The sequence below is a fragment of the Gibbsiella quercinecans genome, assembly GCF_002291425.1.
Classification (GTDB): domain Bacteria; phylum Pseudomonadota; class Gammaproteobacteria; order Enterobacterales; family Enterobacteriaceae; genus Gibbsiella; species Gibbsiella quercinecans.
The window spans coordinates 5,044,522-5,063,252 of record NZ_CP014136.1 but is presented as its reverse complement, the minus strand read 5'-3'; the positions used below and the strand labels follow the sequence as shown (position 1 = coordinate 5,063,252).

At 56.0% G+C, this 18,731-nt stretch carries 19 protein-coding genes and 1 riboswitch; of the genes, 10 read left to right on the top strand and 9 right to left on the bottom strand.

What is annotated here, in order from left to right:
- Positions 1-2 precede the first annotated feature (2 nt).
- The 6 genes from ACN28Q_RS23005 to cspE form a co-directional block, all read right to left on the bottom strand.
- Positions 3-644 (bottom strand): tellurite resistance TerB family protein, encoded by a 642-nt coding sequence (locus ACN28Q_RS23005; protein ID WP_095848462.1) that lies wholly within the window; start codon positions 642-644, stop codon positions 3-5.
- Positions 645-805: 161 nt separating this feature from the next.
- Positions 806-1,171 carry a protein YebF gene (gene yebF / locus ACN28Q_RS23000; RefSeq protein ID WP_095848461.1) on the bottom strand — a complete coding sequence of 122 codons (366 nt, stop codon included), beginning with the start codon at positions 1,169-1,171 and terminating at the stop codon, positions 806-808.
- 66 nt (positions 1,172-1,237) lie between these two features.
- Positions 1,238-1,546 (bottom strand): N(4)-acetylcytidine aminohydrolase, encoded by a 309-nt coding sequence (yqfB, locus tag ACN28Q_RS22995; RefSeq protein WP_095848460.1) that lies wholly within the window; start codon positions 1,544-1,546, stop codon positions 1,238-1,240.
- 39 nt (positions 1,547-1,585) lie between these two features.
- Entirely contained in the window at positions 1,586-1,909 is a 324-nt protein-coding gene (locus tag ACN28Q_RS22990; protein ID WP_095848459.1) for a YebG family protein, read from the bottom strand.
- Positions 1,910-1,996: 87 nt separating this feature from the next.
- On the bottom strand, positions 1,997-3,379 hold the full coding sequence (gene dbpA / locus ACN28Q_RS22985; protein ID WP_095848458.1) for an ATP-dependent RNA helicase DbpA: 1,383 nt from the start codon (positions 3,377-3,379) through the stop codon (positions 1,997-1,999).
- 147 nt (positions 3,380-3,526) lie between these two features.
- Complete coding sequence (gene cspE, locus ACN28Q_RS22980; protein WP_095848457.1) at positions 3,527-3,736, bottom strand: transcription antiterminator/RNA stability regulator CspE; 210 nt, start codon at positions 3,734-3,736, stop codon at positions 3,527-3,529.
- Between the two features lie 248 nt (positions 3,737-3,984).
- Between cspE and purT the strand changes: the two genes are divergently transcribed.
- A complete protein-coding gene (purT, locus tag ACN28Q_RS22975; RefSeq protein WP_095848456.1) occupies positions 3,985-5,163 on the top strand; it encodes a formate-dependent phosphoribosylglycinamide formyltransferase in 1,179 nt (392 codons plus the stop codon).
- A 65-nt stretch (positions 5,164-5,228) separates the two neighbouring features.
- On the opposite strand, the gene ACN28Q_RS22970 is transcribed toward purT, so the two are convergent.
- A complete protein-coding gene (locus ACN28Q_RS22970) occupies positions 5,229-5,483 on the bottom strand; it encodes a YoaH family protein (protein WP_095848455.1) in 255 nt (84 codons plus the stop codon).
- Positions 5,484-5,659: 176 nt separating this feature from the next.
- Here ACN28Q_RS22970 and pabB point away from each other — a divergent pair, with 176 nt between their 5' ends.
- The 4 genes from pabB to ACN28Q_RS22950 all read left to right on the top strand — a co-directional run bounded on the left by pabB (position 5,660) and on the right by ACN28Q_RS22950 (position 11,320).
- Positions 5,660-7,033: an aminodeoxychorismate synthase component 1 gene (pabB, locus tag ACN28Q_RS22965; protein WP_095848454.1), complete on the top strand. Its 1,374-nt coding sequence runs from the start codon at positions 5,660-5,662 to the stop codon at positions 7,031-7,033.
- Positions 7,030-7,608, top strand: coding sequence for a CoA pyrophosphatase (locus ACN28Q_RS22960; protein WP_095848453.1), 579 nt, complete (start codon positions 7,030-7,032; stop codon positions 7,606-7,608). Before pabB ends, ACN28Q_RS22960 begins: the two co-directional genes overlap by 4 nt.
- A 446-nt stretch (positions 7,609-8,054) precedes the next feature.
- Complete coding sequence (sdaA, locus tag ACN28Q_RS22955) at positions 8,055-9,419, top strand: L-serine ammonia-lyase (protein ID WP_095848452.1); 1,365 nt, start codon at positions 8,055-8,057, stop codon at positions 9,417-9,419.
- Positions 9,420-9,685: 266 nt separating this feature from the next.
- Positions 9,686-11,320, top strand: coding sequence for an EAL domain-containing protein (locus ACN28Q_RS22950; protein ID WP_095848451.1), 1,635 nt, complete (start codon positions 9,686-9,688; stop codon positions 11,318-11,320).
- 75 nt (positions 11,321-11,395) lie between these two features.
- Here the strand turns inward: ACN28Q_RS22950 and ACN28Q_RS22945 are convergent, their stop codons facing one another.
- Positions 11,396-12,943: a TerC family protein gene (locus tag ACN28Q_RS22945; protein ID WP_095848450.1), complete on the bottom strand. Its 1,548-nt coding sequence runs from the start codon at positions 12,941-12,943 to the stop codon at positions 11,396-11,398.
- A 555-nt stretch (positions 12,944-13,498) separates the two neighbouring features.
- Between ACN28Q_RS22945 and manX the strand changes: the two genes are divergently transcribed.
- The 5 genes from manX (at position 13,499) to mntP (ending at position 17,662) form a co-directional block, all read left to right on the top strand.
- A complete protein-coding gene (gene manX / locus ACN28Q_RS22940; protein WP_095848449.1) occupies positions 13,499-14,461 on the top strand; it encodes a PTS mannose transporter subunit IIAB in 963 nt (320 codons plus the stop codon).
- A gap of 55 nt (positions 14,462-14,516) precedes the next feature.
- Complete coding sequence (locus tag ACN28Q_RS22935) at positions 14,517-15,317, top strand: PTS mannose/fructose/sorbose transporter subunit IIC (RefSeq protein WP_095848448.1); 801 nt, start codon at positions 14,517-14,519, stop codon at positions 15,315-15,317.
- Between the two features lie 15 nt (positions 15,318-15,332).
- Entirely contained in the window at positions 15,333-16,178 is an 846-nt protein-coding gene (locus ACN28Q_RS22930; protein WP_095848447.1) for a PTS mannose transporter subunit IID, read from the top strand.
- Positions 16,179-16,229: 51 nt separating this feature from the next.
- A complete protein-coding gene (locus tag ACN28Q_RS22925) occupies positions 16,230-16,700 on the top strand; it encodes a DUF986 family protein (RefSeq protein ID WP_095848446.1) in 471 nt (156 codons plus the stop codon).
- A 199-nt stretch (positions 16,701-16,899) separates the two neighbouring features.
- Positions 16,900-17,081: riboswitch (yybP-ykoY riboswitch) on the top strand.
- 11 nt (positions 17,082-17,092) lie between these two features.
- Positions 17,093-17,662 carry a manganese efflux pump MntP gene (mntP, locus tag ACN28Q_RS22920; protein WP_095848445.1) on the top strand — a complete coding sequence of 190 codons (570 nt, stop codon included), beginning with the start codon at positions 17,093-17,095 and terminating at the stop codon, positions 17,660-17,662.
- 71 nt (positions 17,663-17,733) lie between these two features.
- On the opposite strand, the gene rlmA is transcribed toward mntP, so the two are convergent.
- Positions 17,734-18,552 (bottom strand): 23S rRNA (guanine(745)-N(1))-methyltransferase, encoded by an 819-nt coding sequence (gene rlmA, locus ACN28Q_RS22915; protein ID WP_095848444.1) that lies wholly within the window; start codon positions 18,550-18,552, stop codon positions 17,734-17,736.
- Between the last annotated feature and the right edge of the window lie 179 nt (positions 18,553-18,731).

Genomic DNA, 18,731 nt, shown 5'->3' with positions numbered 1-18,731 from the left:
GCCTAGGTCAATTCACGCTTTTTTTCATTAACATCGCTTTCTATCCCCTGTTTTACATCCACCGGGATCTTCAGCGCCTGTGCCAGGGCATCCAAGTAGCCGCGCTCCATAAAGTGATCGACGTCGATCACCATGCAGCTTAGGTAGTAAACTTCCAGCGCTTCGTCCTCATTTTTTATACTTTGGGCGATCAGCTCCGGGTTTAACGGTTGTTCAATCGCTTCTTGCACCCAGGCCTGCGCCTGTTCGCCCACCTGCAGTTGCTCCAGGCTGTGATCGATAGCGCGCTTTTCATCGGCATCGATATGGCCGTCGCTCTTGGCGGCAAACACCAGTGCCTGCACCAGCCGTTTGGCGCGTGCATCAACCGGGGTGCTTTGTATCCCGAACTGTGGCTCCCCCTGGTGTTCTTCTTTCACGCGCTGCTTATATTTATTCCACAATACCGCGCCCACTGCCGCGCTGCCGCCAATGATCAGGGCATTTTTACCAAATTTACCCACCAGTTTGCGTGATGACTTATTTGCCAACAGCACCCCAACCAAGCCACCCAGCGCAGTCGGCGCCAGCAGTTTACCCATGCCTTCAGAGCCAGCCTTTTGCCCCAGCAGGGATTGAATTTGCTGCATCCAGTTATTTTTCATCTTTTGCCTCTTTGGTGGGAACATCATGCGGCAGGCACGCCCATAGGCGGCCGGCAGCTAAACCACCAGATTAGGGGATAGAATGTCAATTAACGTATGGAAGATGAAAACTTGTGTGGGAGTATGCCGGCCTGCCGACGGCAGGCCGGAAAATACACGCGCTATTGCGGTTCACTGTAGCGGATGTCGCCGGTTTGGCAATCCAGCGTAACTTGGTAAGTTTTGTCCAGCTTGGTGCCACGCACGGTCAACGGTACCTGCCAAACATCGCCTTTCCCGGTGATGGCGTCCTGGCTCACCCAAGCGACCGGTGTAGCCGTGCCCAGCAGGCGTTTATCGCTTTCCCAACGCGTGATACGGTTTTGCAAGAAATCACGTTTCACCTGGGCGCTGGCATCGGTGGCCTTTAAACCGACGCATTGCCCGATCTTGGCCGTGCGCTGTTCCTGCTCTTGCGCCTGCGCCGTAGCAACCACACCCACCATGGCAAGCAGTGCCGCAGCCAACCCTAACCCTGTTTTATTCATATGCCCTCCGGTTACCCTTAACGCTATCCGGAGGCGCAGACCGATTATGGCAGGTTTGGCATAGGATCAACGTTTGATAAAGGCAATGACAAACAGTTCATCCACTCCCGGATAGATCTCCTTGATAACCTGCTTCAGCGTATTGAGCGGCATGTTCTCCTGTTCAGCGTGCTGCGCGGACAGCGCTTCCAGGCGCACCGGCGTAACGGACAGCACTTCTATCAGGCAAAAAAACACACCGTCTTCGTAGCGGCTGACACGCAAAACCTCACCGGGTTGAAAGTGAGATTCACTGGCGTCCCGAAGGGTGATCGTCTTGCGGCCAGCCAGAATATCCGCTTCAAAACGGCCGAAGAAGGTTATTTCACGCATCATTCTAGACCCTTTTTCATTACATTACCGCAACATTAATAACTACGCCGCCTGTTTTTCCGCCGCAGCATTAGCCTGCAGCGTTTCAGCCGCTTTTACCGCAGCGGCTTTGCCGGTTTTTTTAGCTGCGGCCTGTGCCGGCGCACCGCGCAGGATTTGAGCCATCGCCTCTTTGCGCTCTGCCAGGAAGAAGCTCAGCGCCTCGCGCTGCTCGTCATCCAGCGCCACCGGCGCCTGTTGCAACAGCTCACCAAGGTTATCGGCCAGATCCAGCATTTTGTCGTAGGCGTCCGCCTCTTTCTTGCTTGCGAAAGTCATCTTTTCTTCACCCTTCCTGACCACCACATATTTAACTTCGACTGCCATATGCGTACTCCCAAAATAATTATACTGTATTTATATACAGTATAATTGGAGTCACGTCAGGATACAAGCGGCTACCGATGGCATAGGCTATTTTAGCAACCGAACCTTGCAGCTTTTGCCTTTGATTTTTCCCTGTTTAAGCTGCTGTACCGCGCGGCGGGCGCTGGCCTGGCGAATAGCCACATAGGCATGCACCGGGAACATATCAATTTTGCCGACATCGGCGGCGGTCAGCCCCGCTTCGCCGGTGAGGGCGCCAAGAATATCCCCCGGGCGAATTTTTGCCTTGCGTCCGCCGTCAATACACAGCGTCACCATTTCCGCTTCCAGCGGGGTTTCCGACGCGCCGTGCAGTTCAGCCGCCGGCGCCCAATCCAAGGTTATCTGCAGGTAATCTTCCAGGGCATGCGCCCGCGGCATTTCCTGCGGCGTGCACAGGGTGATCGCTGCCCCACTCATGCCGGCGCGGCCGGTACGGCCGACACGATGCACGTGCACCTGCGGATCGAATGCCAGCTCGTAGTTCACCACCAGCTCCAGCTCTTTGATATCCAGCCCGCGTGCCGCAACGTCGGTCGCCACCAATACGCGGCAACTGTGGTTGGCAAAACGCACCAGCACCTGATCGCGATCGCGCTGTTCCAGATCGCCATGCAGCGCCAGCGCGCTGATACCATGGGCTTCCAGCGCTTCGAACACGCTTTGGCAATCGCGCTTGGTATTGCAGAACACCACGCAGGAAGAAGGCTGATAATGGCGGATGGCGGCAACCAACAGCGCCGGGCGCTGTTCGCGGCGGGTTTCATAAAAACGTTGCGCAATGGCCGGGGCTTGCTGCGCGTTTTCCACTTCAACCACCAGCGGGTTGCGCTGCACGCGCGCGCTGATTTGCTCAATCTCCGCCGGATAGGTGGCTGAAAACAGCAGCGTCTGGCGTTGCGCGGGGGTATAGCCGATCACATCATCGATTGCTTCGCTAAAGCCCATATCCAGCATCCGATCGGCTTCGTCCAGCACCAGCAGCTTCAGCGCATCCAATAGCAGCGTCTTTTTGCGCAAATGCTCCTGCACCCGCCCTGGCGTGCCAACCACGATATGCGGCGCATGCACCAACGAATCCAACTGCGGGCCCATCGGTTGACCACCGCACAGCGTCAGAATTTTAACGTTCTGGGTGAAACGCGCCAGGCGGCGCAGTTCCTTGCTGACCTGATCGGCCAGCTCACGCGTTGGGCACAAGACTAGCGCCTGGGTCGCCACCTGGGCAACGTTAATGCCATCCAACAGGCCGATGCCAAACGCCGCCGTTTTGCCGCTGCCGGTTTGCGCTTTGGCACGGACATCCTGCCCTTGCAAAATGGCAGGCAGCGCGGCGGCCTGCACCGGGGTCATGGCGGCATACCCCAGTTCAGCAAGGTTGGCCAGCTGTGCGGCTGGCAATGGCAGGGAAGAAAAGGAAACAGTGCTCACGGCGATAACTCTTTATGCAGATGAAAAGGCGGCGCAACACGGTGGCGGGCGCCGATATGGGGCAGATGATAGCAGAGATGGCGGGTGATTCCGGATTTCACCCGTAAAAAAACCCGCCTGAGCGGGTTTTTGGCAGCGGCGCGTTGCTTAGATAGCAACGACGTTGGCTGCAGCCGGGCCACGTGGGCTGTCTTGGATGGTGAATTCAACCTGCTGGCCTTCTGCCAGAGTTTTGAAACCATCGCTAGCGATAGCGGAAAAATGAACGAAAACGTCCTTGGAACCATCGGCTGGAGTGATAAAGCCGAAGCCTTTGCTTTCGTTGAACCATTTTACGTGACCAGTGATCTTAGTCATTTGACTTTCCTTTACTTGATAAACCTGCCTTAACGGCACTAACAGCGTGAAACCCCTGAATCAGCGGGGCTTCTTTCGCCGCTGATTATTAACGCATAATCATCCTGACAGGGCAAATTTTTTCGTTTGTTATGAAAACAGCGGCTTCACTCAGAAGACGCGGGTTCGATTGCTGCCAGCGCAATCGTTTTCGTATATACTGCGCGCTTGTTTTCAGACCGTTTAATTTTCAAATCAGGTACGAAGCTATGCTAACTCTTGGAACCGCCCTGTGCCCTTCCGCCACCCGCGTCATGCTGCTTGGCGCCGGCGAACTGGGCAAAGAAGTCGCCATTGAATGCCAGCGTCTGGGGCTGGAAGTGATTGCCGTCGATCGCTATGCCAATGCGCCCGCCATGCACGTGGCGCACCGTAGCCATGTGATTAATATGCTTGATGGCGCCGCGTTAAAAACGCTGATCGAACAGGAACGCCCAGATTATATCGTGCCGGAAATTGAAGCCATTGCCACCAGCACGCTGGTTGAGCTGGAACAACAGGGCCAGCGCGTGGTGCCGTGCGCAGAAGCCACGCGCCTGACCATGAACCGTGAAGGGATTCGCCGGCTGGCTGCGGAAACCCTCGGTCTGCCCACCTCAAGTTACCGTTTCGCCGATAGCGAAGAAGCCTTCCGGCAGCGGGTCAGCGAGATCGGCTACCCGTGCATTATCAAACCGGTCATGAGCTCTTCCGGCAAGGGCCAGAGCCTGATCCGTGATGAATCGCAACTCACAGCAGCCTGGAACTACGCTCAGCAAGGCGGGCGCGCCGGCGGTGGCCGGGTGATTATCGAAGGGCTGGTAAAATTTGATTTCGAGATTACGTTGTTGACCGTCAGCGCCGTCGACGGTATCCACTTCTGTGCGCCGATCGGCCACCGCCAGGAAGACGGCGATTACCGTGAATCCTGGCAGCCACAGCAGATGTCTGCCCTGGCCCTGAGCCGCGCGCAGGAGATCGCGGCAAACGTGGTTAAGGCGCTGGGGGGCTTTGGCCTGTTCGGCGTAGAGCTGTTTGTCTGCGGCGACGAGGTGATTTTCAGCGAAGTTTCACCGCGCCCGCACGACACCGGCATGGTCACGCTAATTTCCCAGGATCTGTCCGAGTTCGCGCTGCACGTGCGGGCGTTTTTAGGCTTGCCGATTAGCGCCATTCGCCAGTTCGGCCCTTCGGCTTCCGCGGTCATCCTGCCGGAGCTGACCAGCAGCGATCTGCGCTTTAGCGGCCTGGAGCAGGCTTTGACCGGCTTTAATCAAATCCGCCTGTTTGGCAAACCGGAGATCGGCGGCAAACGCCGGCTCGGCGTTGCGCTGGCAACCGCAGAAGATACGGAACAAGCGGTAGCATTAGCGAAACAGGCCGCCGCGGCCGTGGTGGTCCAGGGCTAACGCCCCTGCTAAAGCCATGCGCTGCGTGGCTTTAGCCCTACTCTATCTATTACGAGCAACGTGGCTTAATAGGCGCGTTCAGGATCGTCATCCTCGTTGTCGTCCTCTGCGTCTGAAGACGCCGCGTTTTCTTCATTATTCATCTCGTCTTCATCATCAAACATGACCGCCACGCGGGCGCCCTGATGATGTTCTCGGATTTCCTGTGCAACGCGCGCAATGGCTTCGCCACTGCTCATGCCCTCTTGCATCAACTGGTGGATACGTTCCGCAGCTTCCTGTTGTTCCTGATGAGTCAGAGCCGGCATACCCGATATCATACGTTTCTCCCCGCTAAAGTGGAGGGTGAGTATACGCCCTAAGCCCAAGAACCCCAATACCTGTTATTCCCATCAGCCCGCGCCCTCGGCGGCGGCAATACATGCACGGGCCGGGCGAGTGTGGCAAAATGGCGCACCCGATGTCTTAGCCCCGTTAGCCAGGTTTAGTTAACCCAATGAGTGGAAACGCCCCGAGCCTTAAATCACTGCCTTATACCCCTGAAGCCCTGTTGGACATCTTTGCGCCGCTGGCGCAGCGGCCCTGGGCCATGCTGCTGCATTCGGGCTTTGCCGAACATGCCCATAGCCGTTTTGACATTCTGGTGGCCGAACCGCGCATCACCCTGGTTACCCGCGGCGAAACCACCACGATCCAGCAGGGCGAACAGCGGCAGCGTTCGGCAGCGGATCCCTTCACCCTGCTGCACGAACAGTTGGCCGGGCTCAATTTGCACCCGCAGCCCGACAACAGCCTGCCGTTTCAGGGCGGAGCGCTAGGGCTGTTTGGCTATGATCTCGGGCGCCGGGTGGAAACCCTGCCGCAGTTGGCGCAGGCGGATCTGGCGTTGCCGGATATGGCGGTGGGCATTTATGACTGGGCGCTGGTTGCCGATCATCAGCAGAAAACGCTGGTGCTGCTGAGCTACGGGGACGTCGAACAACGCTGGCAATGGCTACAGCAACAGCGGGCGCAGCCACAGCCGCCGTTCGCCCTCACCAGCCCGTGGCGCGCCAACATGTCGCGGGCACAGTATGGCGCCAGGTTCCGCCGCGTGCAGGAATACCTGCGCAGCGGCGACTGTTACCAAATTAATTTGGCGCAGCGTTTCACTGCCGACTACCGCGGCGATGAGTGGCAGGCATTCCGCCAGCTCAATACGCGTAACCGCGCGCCGTTTTCCGCCTTTCTGCGTTTGCCGCACAATGCGGTATTGAGCGTGTCGCCGGAGCGCTTTCTGTGGCTGGAAAACCAGCGCATTCAGACCCGGCCGATCAAAGGCACGCTACCGCGGCTGGACGATGCCGCAGAGGATGCACGCCAGGCCCAACGCCTAGCAAACGCCGAGAAGGATCGGGCCGAGAACCTGATGATTGTCGATCTGCTGCGCAACGATATTGGCCGCGTCGCCCAGCCCGGCAGCGTGCGGGTGCCGGAGCTGTTCGTGGTGGAGCCGTTCCCGGCCGTCCATCACCTGGTTAGCACCATCACCGCGATTTTGCCGGCCGATACGTCGCCGACGGCACTGCTGCGCGCCTGTTTCCCAGGCGGCTCGATTACCGGCGCGCCGAAGGTGCGCGCGATGGAAATTATCGAAGAGCTGGAGCCACAGCGGCGCAATGCGTATTGCGGCAGTATCGGCTATATCAGCGCCTGCGGCACCATGGACACCAGCATCACTATCCGTACACTGATCGCTGAAAATGGCCGTATTCACTGCTCCGCCGGCGGCGGCATTGTCGCCGACAGCCAGGAGCAGGCCGAATATCAGGAAACCCTGGATAAAGTCGGCCGTATTTTATCGCAACTGGGGGAGTTTACCGTTTCGTGAGTCAGCCCTGTTATCCCGCCGAATTGGTTGAGTTTATCCGCCGTTTCCAACTGCAGTTGCCGCAGTCCAGGCCCCTGTCCCGCCACTCGCGCCCGGCGGCGGTGTTGATCCCGATTATCTGCCGCCCAGAGCCGACCTTGCTGCTCACCCGCCGCGCCGATATCTTGCGCCACCATGCCGGCCAGGTGGCCTTCCCCGGCGGCAAGAGCGATGCAACGGACGGCTCCGCCATCGCCACCGCGCTGCGCGAGGCGCAGGAAGAGGTCGCGATTCCCCCGCAGGCCGTCACGGTGCTTGGCCAGATGGCGCCATTCGACAGCACCAGCGGCTACCGGGTTACTCCGGTGGTTGGGCTGGTGCCGCCGGATATCCACTTTCATGCCAATATCGGGGAAGTCGCCGAACTGTTTGAAATCCCACTGCAGGAGGCGTTGACGTTAACGCGCTATTATCCGCTGGATATCAAGCGCGGCGACCGCCGGCAGCGGGTTTATCTTTCCTGGTATCAACGCCAGTTTATTTGGGGATTAACCGCCGCGATCATTCGCCGGCTGGCGCAACAGGTTAGCCGCTAGCGCCTGGCCGTGGGCGGTTTCATCACCGCGCACCTCGTGGCGATGCACCTTTCCCCCAGGAAAGCGATCGCCATCACTTTTTTCCGCTCACTTTCCACTACCTTTCCCGCTAGATTCATTCTAAAATGCCGCGAAATAACCACTTTACATAAATAAATTTCACTCAAAAAACATATAGCAGAACAAAGCACTAGAAAGAAGTTCATAAAATAAACAAAAAAAGATAATGCGATCCGACACAATCTGGCGATAAAAAATGAGGCAAAGCAACCCTCTAAACCTCTCTCATCGCCGATGACGTCAGCTTATCTGGCAATACCAAGGATTATTTTATTTCATGCGAAAAAAGCAACACAAGCGGTATGGCCCTTATAGAATGTCGGAAATCCCTGTCGCCTATTTAACCCGCCAGCCCCTGGCAGCATGCCGTTTGAAGGAGTTCCCGCGTGATTAGCGTTTTCGACATGTTCAAAATCGGTATTGGGCCATCCAGCTCCCATACCGTGGGGCCAATGAAAGCCGGCAAACAGTTCGCCGACGATCTGGTTAATCGCGGCCTGATGCCCACCGTCACACGTATCGCGGTGGATGTTTACGGTTCTCTGTCGTTAACCGGCAAAGGCCACCATACCGACATCGCCATTATTCTCGGCCTGGCGGGCAACCAGCCCGATACGGTGGATATCGATCATATTGCGGGCTTTATCAGCGATGTCGAACAGCGCCAGCGCCTGATACTGGCCAATGGCCGGCATGAAGTGGATTTTCCGCGTGATAGTGGGATGGTGTTCCGCAGCGACAACCTGCCGCTGCATGAAAACGGCATGCAAATCCATGCCTTCGCCGGGGAGCAGCAGGTTTACAGCAAAACCTATTATTCGATCGGCGGCGGTTTTATTGTCGATGAAGAAAACTTCGGCAAAACCGCGCTCAGCAAGGTATCCGTTCCCTACCCGTTCCATTCCGCGCGCGAAATGCTGGAGCACTGCCGCCAAACCGGCCTGTCGCTGTCCGGCATGGTGATGAAAAACGAGCTTTCGCTGCGTAACCGGCAAGAGATTGAAACCTACTTCGACAACATCTGGCAGACCATGCGCGCCTGTATCGACCGCGGCCTGAACACCGAGGGCGTGCTGCCGGGGCCGCTGCGCGTGCCACGCCGGGCCTCGGCGCTGCGCAGGATGCTGGTTTCTTCCGACAAGCATTCCAGCGATCCAATGAACGTGATCGACTGGATTAATATGTTTGCGTTGGCGGTGAACGAAGAAAACGCTGCCGGCGGGCGCGTCGTGACCGCACCAACCAACGGCGCCTGTGGCATTGTGCCTGCGGTTCTGGCCTATTTCGACCATTTCATCGCGCCGGTCAGCACGGACATCTATATCCGTTACTTTATGGCCGCCGGGGCAATTGGCGTTCTGTATAAAATGAACGCCTCGATCTCTGGGGCAGAGGTCGGTTGCCAGGGCGAAGTGGGCGTGGCCTGTTCGATGGCGGCGGCCGGGCTGGCCGAACTGCTGGGCGGCAGCCCGGAGCAGGTTTGCGTGGCGGCAGAGATCGGCATGGAACACAATTTGGGCCTGACCTGCGATCCGGTCGCCGGCCAGGTTCAGGTGCCCTGCATTGAGCGCAACGCCATCGCCGCCGTGAAGGCAATCAATGCCGCCCGTATGGCGATGCGGCGCACCAGCGAACCACGCGTATCACTGGATAAAGTTATCGAAACCATGTACGAAACCGGTAAGGACATGAATGCCAAATATCGTGAAACCTCACGCGGTGGTTTGGCGATAAAAGTGCAGTGCGACTGATACCCTCTTTTGCTCCCCGCAGGCTCTGCGGGGTTCCCTTTGCCAATTTCAAGACATTCGCTCCGATACGTGACATAGTCACTGGCGTTTTTTATTTTCCCTTGCTCACCCGTTTTACCCTTTGCGCGCTGTAACTGCGCAAGAGTGAAATTAATTTGTTGAGTTATCATCAATTTTGCATCGCAACAGGCTAGAATTGAGAAATATTCCGTGGGCATTTTGCCTGACCGTAGTCTCAGGCTGATTGGCGAACAAGGATTTACCGGATGTTAATGTCCCAGCTCTCCGTGACAAAATACCGCTACTATCGCTGGCTGCTGGCCAGTTTTGTTGGGGTCGTTGTTCTGCTGGTTTCTTTGTATAGCCGCTTTTATCAGGAAGTTAAAGATATCGAGCAAAGTCAGCAGGTGCTGGCCAGGCGTATTGTCACAAAACTCAATCAGGTGCTGATGCCCGCACACCAGCAGGCGCTGCGTTCAATGCCGCTGCTCAATGAAAGCTGCGAAACCATTATTCCCACCCTGCGCTACCGTACGGTACAAAATGCCGGGGTGCGCGCCATGTTGCTGGTTAAAAATGATAATGTTTACTGCTCCAGCATCTTTGGCGTGCGGCAATATCCGTTTAACAGCAATTTGCCCGGCATGGCCAACAGTGAAACCAAACTGGCGTTGCGCTCATCAATGACGGTATCCAAAGGCACCCCGATTTTACAGATGTGGCTGCCGGATCCGGCCGATCGCTCACGCGGCGTGCTGCAGGTCTTCGGTATCGAACTGCTGGCCAGCTTCCTGTTGGAGCCACAGGAGCCCTACGCCCGCCGCGTAGAGCTCAACGTTGCCAACTTTAGCCTGGGTTACAATCAACGGGAACTGCTGCGCCGGGAAAACCAGCCCGATGATTTGCGCTATACCGCCAGCTCCAGCGAATACCCGTTTTCAATCACCGTCTTTGGCCCCAGCGCGGAAATTCTGGCGCTGGAAAAACTGCCGCACCAGATCCCATTAGCCCTGCTGATCAGCCTGCTGGCCGGCTATGTGGCCTATTTAATCAGCGCCAACCGCATGAGCCTGGCTTACTATATTAGCCATGCGATCACCCACCGCAAGTTTCTTGTGTATTGCCAGCCGATCATTGATGGCGAAACCGGGCGCTGCATGGGGGTGGAAATACTGCTGCGCTGGCAAAACAAACGCCAGGGCTGGGTTTCGCCTGATGTTTTCATTCCGCTGGCGGAACAGCACGGGTTGATTATTCCGCTGACGCGCTACCTGTTAAGCACCGTGGTGGAAAACCTGGCCCTGTTCCCGCCGCGGCCTTCATTCTACATCAGTATCAACGTGGCCGCCGAACACTTCAACGCCGCCTACCTGCTGAAGGACATCAACCGGCTTTGGCAACCGGCGCAACCGATGCCTTCACTGGTATTGGAATTAACCGAGCGCACCGAACTGGCGGCCGATCACTATGAGCAAATCAAGGCATTGAAGGAAATGGGGATCATGCTGGCCATTGATGACTTTGGCACCGGGCACAGTTCGCTAAGCTACCTGAAGAAGCTCAATCCCGATATTCTGAAAATCGATCGCAGCTTCACCGCCGCGATCGGTACCGATGCCATTAACGCTACCGTGACGGATACCATCATTGCGCTGGCGAACGCCCTTAAAATCAGGCTGGTCGCCGAAGGCGTCGAAACCGAGGAACAGTTGGAGCATCTGCGCGCACGCGGGGTTAATGCGCTGCAAGGTTTCTATTTTGCCAAGCCAATGCCGATTAACGAATTTCCGCTGTGGCTGCAGCACTATGAAGAACACTTGCGTTCGCAGGATATGCGGGCTGACTGGCTGAGCGCCGCCGCACCGCAGGATACGCCGCTCGGCACGCCTGATGGCCGCTAGTGCAAAACAACAAGGCCTGGCACCGGGCCAGGCCTTGTACACAACGACAGGCGGCGACGTTAAACAGCCAACCGGTTACTCTTCTTCTGGCTCCGGTGGAGCGATTTTGCTGATGTGCACCAGCTCAATGCGGTAATCGGTGCCCACACGGATCTCAAAGCGCAGCTGGTTCAACTCAATCACGTCACCCACCGCCGGCATTTGGCCGCAGTAGGATAACAAGAACCCCGCCAGCGAGGCATAATCCGCCGTTGGGCTGACCAGATCGCCGCAATCCAGCACCTGCTCCAGCGAATGCAGGTCCGCACCGCCTTTCACCAGCCAACCGTCGCCATCGGCCACAATCTCCGGGGTTTCGTCCTCATCGGGGAACTCACCGGCGATAGCTTCCAGCACGTCCAGCGGCGTCACCAGCCCCTGTACAACGCCAAATTCGTTGCTGACCACCAGCAGGCTACCCTTGGCCCGGCGCAGCACGCCCAGCAGCTTGAGCACATCCATCGAGTCCGGCACCACGATCGGCGGCGTATGCGCAGCAAATTCGGCAATATCGCCGCCCTGTTCCAGCACCACCAGCAAATCCTTGGCGCGCACCACACCGATGATTTCGTCCAGCTCATCCCGGCACACCGGGAACAGACTGTGCGGCGTATCTAGTAACTGAGCGCGTACTTCGTCCGGCGAACGATCGCAGTCCACCCAGGAAATTTCGCTACGCGGCGTCATTACGCTGCGCAACGAGCGGGAAGCCAGCGTCAACACGCCGCTGATCATGTAACGCTCTTCTTCGGCAAAGGCCTCTTCCACCGGCAGTGGCGTATCTTCCACCGCCTGCTGCTGAGCGCGCCGTTGCCCCATCAAGCGCATAATGGCTTCCGCCGTGCGTTCGCGCATCGGGCGGTGCGCCTGGTGTTTGATGAAATTACGGCGGGCAATCTGGTTAAACAACTCAATGAGGATCGAGAAGCCGATCGCGGCGTACAAATAGCCTTTCGGAATATGCAACCCAAAGCCTTCGGCAATCAGGCTCAAGCCGATCATCAACAGGAAGCTGAGGCACAGCACCACAATGGTTGGGTGAGCGTTAACGAAGTTAGTCAGCGATTTCGATGCCAGCAGCATCACCGCCATTGCAATCACGACCGCCGCCATCATCACCGGCAAATCGTTGACCATCCCCACAGCGGTAATCACCGCGTCCAGCGAGAAGACCGCATCAAGGATCACGATCTGCACCACCACCGCCCAGAACTTGGCGTAACCACGGTTGCTGCCATCCTGATGGGCATGCCCTTCCAGCCGTTCGTGCAACTCCATGGTGGCCTTGAACAGCAGAAACACACCGCCAAACAGCAGAATCAGATCGCGGCCGGAGAAACTGAAGCTCGCCACGCTAAACAGCGGCGTCGTCAACGTCACCATCCACGACACCACGGACAGCAAACCAAGGCGCATCAACAGCGCTAAAGACAGGCCGATAATACGCGCTTTGTCCCGCTGTTTTGGCGGTAGTTTGTCGGCCAGAATGGCAATAAACACCAGGTTGTCGATACCCAGAACAATTTCCAGGACGACGAGCGTCAATAAACCTGCCCAAATTGAGGGGTCCATTAAAAATTCCATATCAGACTCCGGAAAAAGACAGAATAGCCAAGCCGTGCTGATGCATGGCGGCGCCAGTGGTGAATACGGTACGGGATGAAAATGGGATTACCGGTGAATAGCCGAGCGGCCGTGACGTGGATTTTACGCCAGCAGGTGGCGGGTAGAACCTTGGAAAACAGTAACTTCGGTGACAGTCCATAGGGTGGGCTGATGCCCTTCACTCCTGAGTGATGAAAGAAGAAATCACTTTATCAGGAAATTTTGGGCAGGCAAGAGAGATTTTTATCCCGGCCCGTTTTCCCAAGCCGACGCTTGTCGATTAATTCTGCAAATGTATCACTTCAATCAAACCGTGCGCTCAATAGCAGAGCGCCGTCACAAAATTTATTTTTTCACTTACTAAAATAATTACCAGTGTCCTACCACGGCAGGCGCAGGTTTTTGAAACTGCGGTGATAAGTGTTAAGGGCGCTTTTTTATATTTCTACCATAATGTATCTGAACTGAGGAATCGCTGCCAGGAAGGCGGCAAGACGCACAATCCGTGCCTGAAGTTTAATGAGGAGGTAGCGAGTGGCAATAGCTATTATCATCGGCACTCACGGGACAGCGGCGGAACAATTGCTGAAAACAGCGGAAATGCTACTAGGCGAGCAGGATAACGTCGCCTTTATCGATTTCGTTCCCGGAGAAAATGCCGAAACCCTGATAGAAAAATACACCAGTAAACTCAGTGGGTTGGATACCAGCGGCGGTGTCCTGTTCCTGGTTGACACGTGGGGAGGCAGTCCATTCAATGCGGCCAGCCGCATTGCCGTAGATAAAGAGCACTATGAAGTTGTCACCGGGGTTAATATTCCCATGCTGGTGGAAACGTTTATGGCGCGCGACGACAACCCAAGCTTTGACGAGCTGGTTGCCCTGGCGCTGGAAACCGGGCGTGAAGGCGTTAAAGCACTGAAAAAACCTGCCGAGGCGCCAGCCAAACCTGCGGCGCAACCCAAGCCACAGGCCGCTGCACCACAGGCGCCGCTCGGCCCGAATGACCGTATGAAAATCGGGCTGGCGCGTATCGATGACCGCTTGATCCATGGACAGGTTGCCACCCGCTGGACCAAAGAAACCAACGTCAGCCGCATTATCGTGATCAGTGATGAAGTGGCCGCCGACCATGTGCGCAAAACGTTGCTTACCCAGGTTGCACCTCCCGGCGTAACCGCCCACGTGGTGGATGTGGCAAAAATGATCCGCGTCTGGAATAACCCTAAATATGCCGGCGATCGCGTCATGCTGCTGTTTACCAACCCGACTGACGTTTGCCGGGTAGTTGACGCCGGCGTGGCGATTAAGTCGGTCAATATCGGGGGCATGGCATTCCGCCAGGGGAAAACTCAGGTAAATAATGCCGTTTCAGTCGATGAAAAAGATATTGAGGCGTTCAAGAAATTAAACGATCTCGGTATTGAATTAGAAGTGAGAAAAGTATCAAGCGATAACCAACTGAAAATGATGGATCTGATTAATAAACTCAATTAATAGCATCTGCCAGTAATTATTTTACTCAGAGCGATTTGGTCATAGGAGAAGTACAATGGAGATTACCACTCTTCAGATTGTGCTGGTATTTATCGTTGCATGTATTGCCGGTATGGGGTCCATTCTGGACGAATTCCAGTTCCACCGCCCATTGGTGGCCTGTACCCTGATCGGCATCATCCTCGGTGATATGAAAACCGGCATCATCATCGGCGGTACGTTGGAAATGATTGCCCTCGGTTGGATGAATATCGGCGCGGCAGTCGCACCGGATGCCGCTCTGGCATCCATCATATCCACCATTCTGGTTATCGCCGGCGGCCAAAGCGTGGGGGCCGGTATCGCACTGGCGATCCCACTGGCGGCGGCAGGCCAGGTACTTACCATCATCGTGCGTACCATCACCGTTGCCTTCCAGCATGCCGCAGACAGCGCGGCGGAACGGGGCAGCCTGCGCGCCATCAGTTGGCTGCACATCTCTGCCCTGCTGCTGCAGGCAATGCGTATCGCCATTCCGGCAGTCATCGTTGCCGTTTCTGTCGGCACCGAAGGCGTCCACACGCTGCTTAACTCCATCCCGGAAGTGGTCACCACCGGCCTGAACATCGCAGGCGGCATGATCGTTGTCGTCGGTTACGCCATGGTTATTAACATGATGCGCGCCGGCTACCTGATGCCGTTCTTCTATGCGGGTTTCGTTACCGCCGCGTTCACCAACTTCAACCTGGTTGCGCTGGGCGTCATCGGCGTAGTGATGGCCATTTTGTATATCCAGCTCAGCCCGAAATACAACAAAGCACAGGTTGTTCAGGGCGGTGCCGCACAGCCCAACGATCTTGATAACGAACTGGACTAGGAATAGGTGAGAGACATGGTTGATACAACTGCAACGCAAAAGAAACTCACGCCGGCCGATATTCGCGGCGTAGTACTCCGCTCCAACCTGTTCCAGGGTTCGTGGAACTTTGAACGCATGCAGGCGCTGGGGTTCTGTTTCTCCATGGTGCCGGCCATTCGCCGCCTGTACCCGGAGAATAACGACGATCGCAAGCAGGCGATTAAACGCCACCTGGAGTTCTTCAACACCCACCCTTACGTGGCAGCGCCGGTACTGGGCGTCACGCTGGCGATGGAAGAACAACGGGCCAACGGCGCGCCGATTGACGATGCCGCTATCAACGGTATCAAAGTGGGCCTGATGGGCCCGTTGGCCGGGGTTGGCGATCCTATCTTCTGGGGCACCATGCGCCCGGTATTCGCGGCTCTCGGCGCCGGCATCGCCATGACCGGCAGCCTGCTCGGGCCGGTGCTGTTCTTCGTGCTGTTCAACGTGGTGCGCCTGATGGTGCGTTATTACGGTGTGGCCTATGGCTACCGTAAAGGCGCGGATATCGTCAATGATATGGGCGGCGGCTTCCTGCAGAAACTGACGGAAGGGGCGTCGATCCTCGGCCTGTTTGTTATGGGGGCGCTGGTCAACAAGTGGACGCACGTTAACGTGCCGCTGGTGGTTTCGAGTATTACCGATCAGACCGGTAAAACCACGGTGACCACGGTGCAAACCATCCTTGACCAGTTGATGCCGGGCTTGATTCCGCTGCTGCTGACCTTTGGCTGTATGTGGCTGCTGCGCAGAAAGGTCAACGCGCTGTGGATCATTCTGGGCTTCTTTGTCATCGGTATTCTGGGTTATTGGATTGGCCTGCTGGGCCTGTAATCGTTAGCTGCCGGGGGCATGCCCCCGGCCTATTATTTCGCTGGGGATGGAATGTCGTTGACCGATGCCGCAATGGTTGTTTTTATCGCATTGATGCTGCTGTACGCGCTGTATGATGAATTCGGTATGGAACGGATGAAGGGGCAAACGCTGTTGAAAGTGCCGCTGAAACGCAGTAACCGTATCGATTGCCTGATCTTTGTCGGCCTGCTCGCCATTTTGGTTTACCGCAATATCACCAATCAGGGGTCGCCATTAACAACGTGGTTATTAATTTCATTAGCGCTGATTAGCGTCTACATTTTCTATATTCGCTGGCCGAAATTGTTGTTTAAACCCCAAGGTTTTTTCTATGCTAATGCCTTTATTGAATATCCACGTATTAAGGCGATGAATTTATCTGAAGACGGAATCCTGGCCATTGATTTAGAGCAGCGGCGTTTATTAATTCAGGTAACGAAATTAGATGACCTTGAAAAAATCTATCATTTTTTCCTTGAAAATCAAAAAATAAAAATATAAAAACCACAATAACAATCACTATACTGCGGCAGTACCCTGTGTAATTAATCAGCAACGCTGTCGCTTCCTCTCTTTATTTTTTGTGTAATAATTACCCTTATTTTTCGAATGATTTGATGTTAATGAAAATAAGTCTCAATTACACAAAATGCCGCGTATAATTAAGGGTTGTCTCAAACAAAAATAATGTGATAAGGTTGCGCCCGTCATTGGGGAGTAGCCGGTTTCTGGGTTGTATCAGCCAGAAACGCCCGTATCAACATACTCGTTTTGTTGTTAAAACGTGGTGCGGGTAGCCAGGAAAGGTTGGCGAGACCATAGGCACGTGACTCCGTCGTATGGTTGGGGGTGGGTTACGTGTATATGGAGGCTCCCGGCCGAGGTTATTTCAAATGAATCTATCCGCAACGCTTATTCTTGCTTTTGGCATGTCCATGGATGCTTTCGCTGCATCAATCGGCAAAGGCGCCACACTGCATAAACCCCGTTTTCGTGAAGCACTCCGTACCGGCCTTATTTTTGGCATCATCGAAGCCATTACCCCGCTGATTGGCTGGGGCATTGGTCTGTATGCCAGCCGCTATATTATGGAATGGGATCACTGGGTGGCGTTTAGCCTGCTGTTCATTCTTGGCATGCGTATGATCGTTGAAGGTATGCGCCACCGCACCGAGGAAGAACCGCAGGTTCGCCGCCACGGCTTTTGGGTATTGGTAGCGACAGCCATCGCTACCAGCCTGGATGCGATGGCGATCGGCGTCGGCCTGGCCTTCCTGCAGGTTAATATCGTGCACACCGCGATGGCCATCGGCTGCGCCACCATGATCATGGCGACGCTGGGTATGATGATTGGCCGCTTTATCGGCCCGCTGTTTGGCAAACGGGCGGAAGTGATCGGCGGTGTCGTATTGATTGGCATCGGCGTGAATATTTTGCTGGAGCACCTGGGTTATCTTTCCTGACAGGTCATCCCAGCAACGCCGGGGGCCAACACAGGCCCCTGGCCGTTTCCCCCCTCTCCCTTAAAAAACGCCTATTCCTGCCGCCGGTGCAACCTGATCGTAAAATCCGTCTCACAATCAAACAGCGCACGGCTCGCCAGGCTTTGCCGCACCTCCGGCGAGGCGCGCCAGGCAAACGGCGTCATCTGTAATAAATTTTCCGCCTGCTCGCCCGGCAAAGCCATCGCGTAACTCAGCTGTTCACTGCTTTCACAGGTAAAACCAGGCAGTTGCTCATCAACCTCGGCATGAAGTTGGGTTTGCTGGTAAACCTGTTCTTTAAGCTGGTAAAGGTGGCGCGGGCCGGGCGATACCGTCACCACTACCCCGCCGGGTTTTACCACCCGCGCCAGCTCCTCGGCTTTGCAGGGCGCGTAAATGCGCAGTACCGCATCCAGAGAGGCTTGCGCAAATGGCAAACGGTGGCTTGATGCCACACAGAACGCAACGGCAGGATAACGTTTCGCGGCGTAGCGGACAGCCACTTTAGCCACATCCAGCCCGTAAGTGCTAAACGCCCGCCGCTGCGCGAGCCGTGCGGCGACTTCCGCCGTGTAATACCCTTCACCACAGCCAATATCCAGCAGAACGCTTGCGCTGCTGCTCAACGCATCATCCAGCAGTTCAGCCACCCGCTGCTGCAGCGGACGGTAGAACCCCGCATCGAGAAAGGCCCGGCGCGCCTGCATCATTTCCGCACTGTCGCCCGGCTGTTTCGAGCGTTTATGCTGCACCGGCATCAGGTTGACATAACCTTCTTTCGCACAGTCGAACTGATGGTTGCTCTCGCAACGCCACTGGCGGGTAGCAAAATGGAGCGGTTGATGACACAAAGGGCACTGATAAGACATGATGACGAAGATTCCAGAAAGAGAGGTGCATTAGGCAAAGCCCCAGGCATTCCAGCCGGAGCGTGCCTAGTCTAAAGAAGGCGTAATGACGTTGCAAGGCGACATCCCGTTTCATCCCGCCACGCAGGGCAACAACCGCCGCTACGGCCTCTTGCTTGGCACAGCCTAATTCCGCTGGT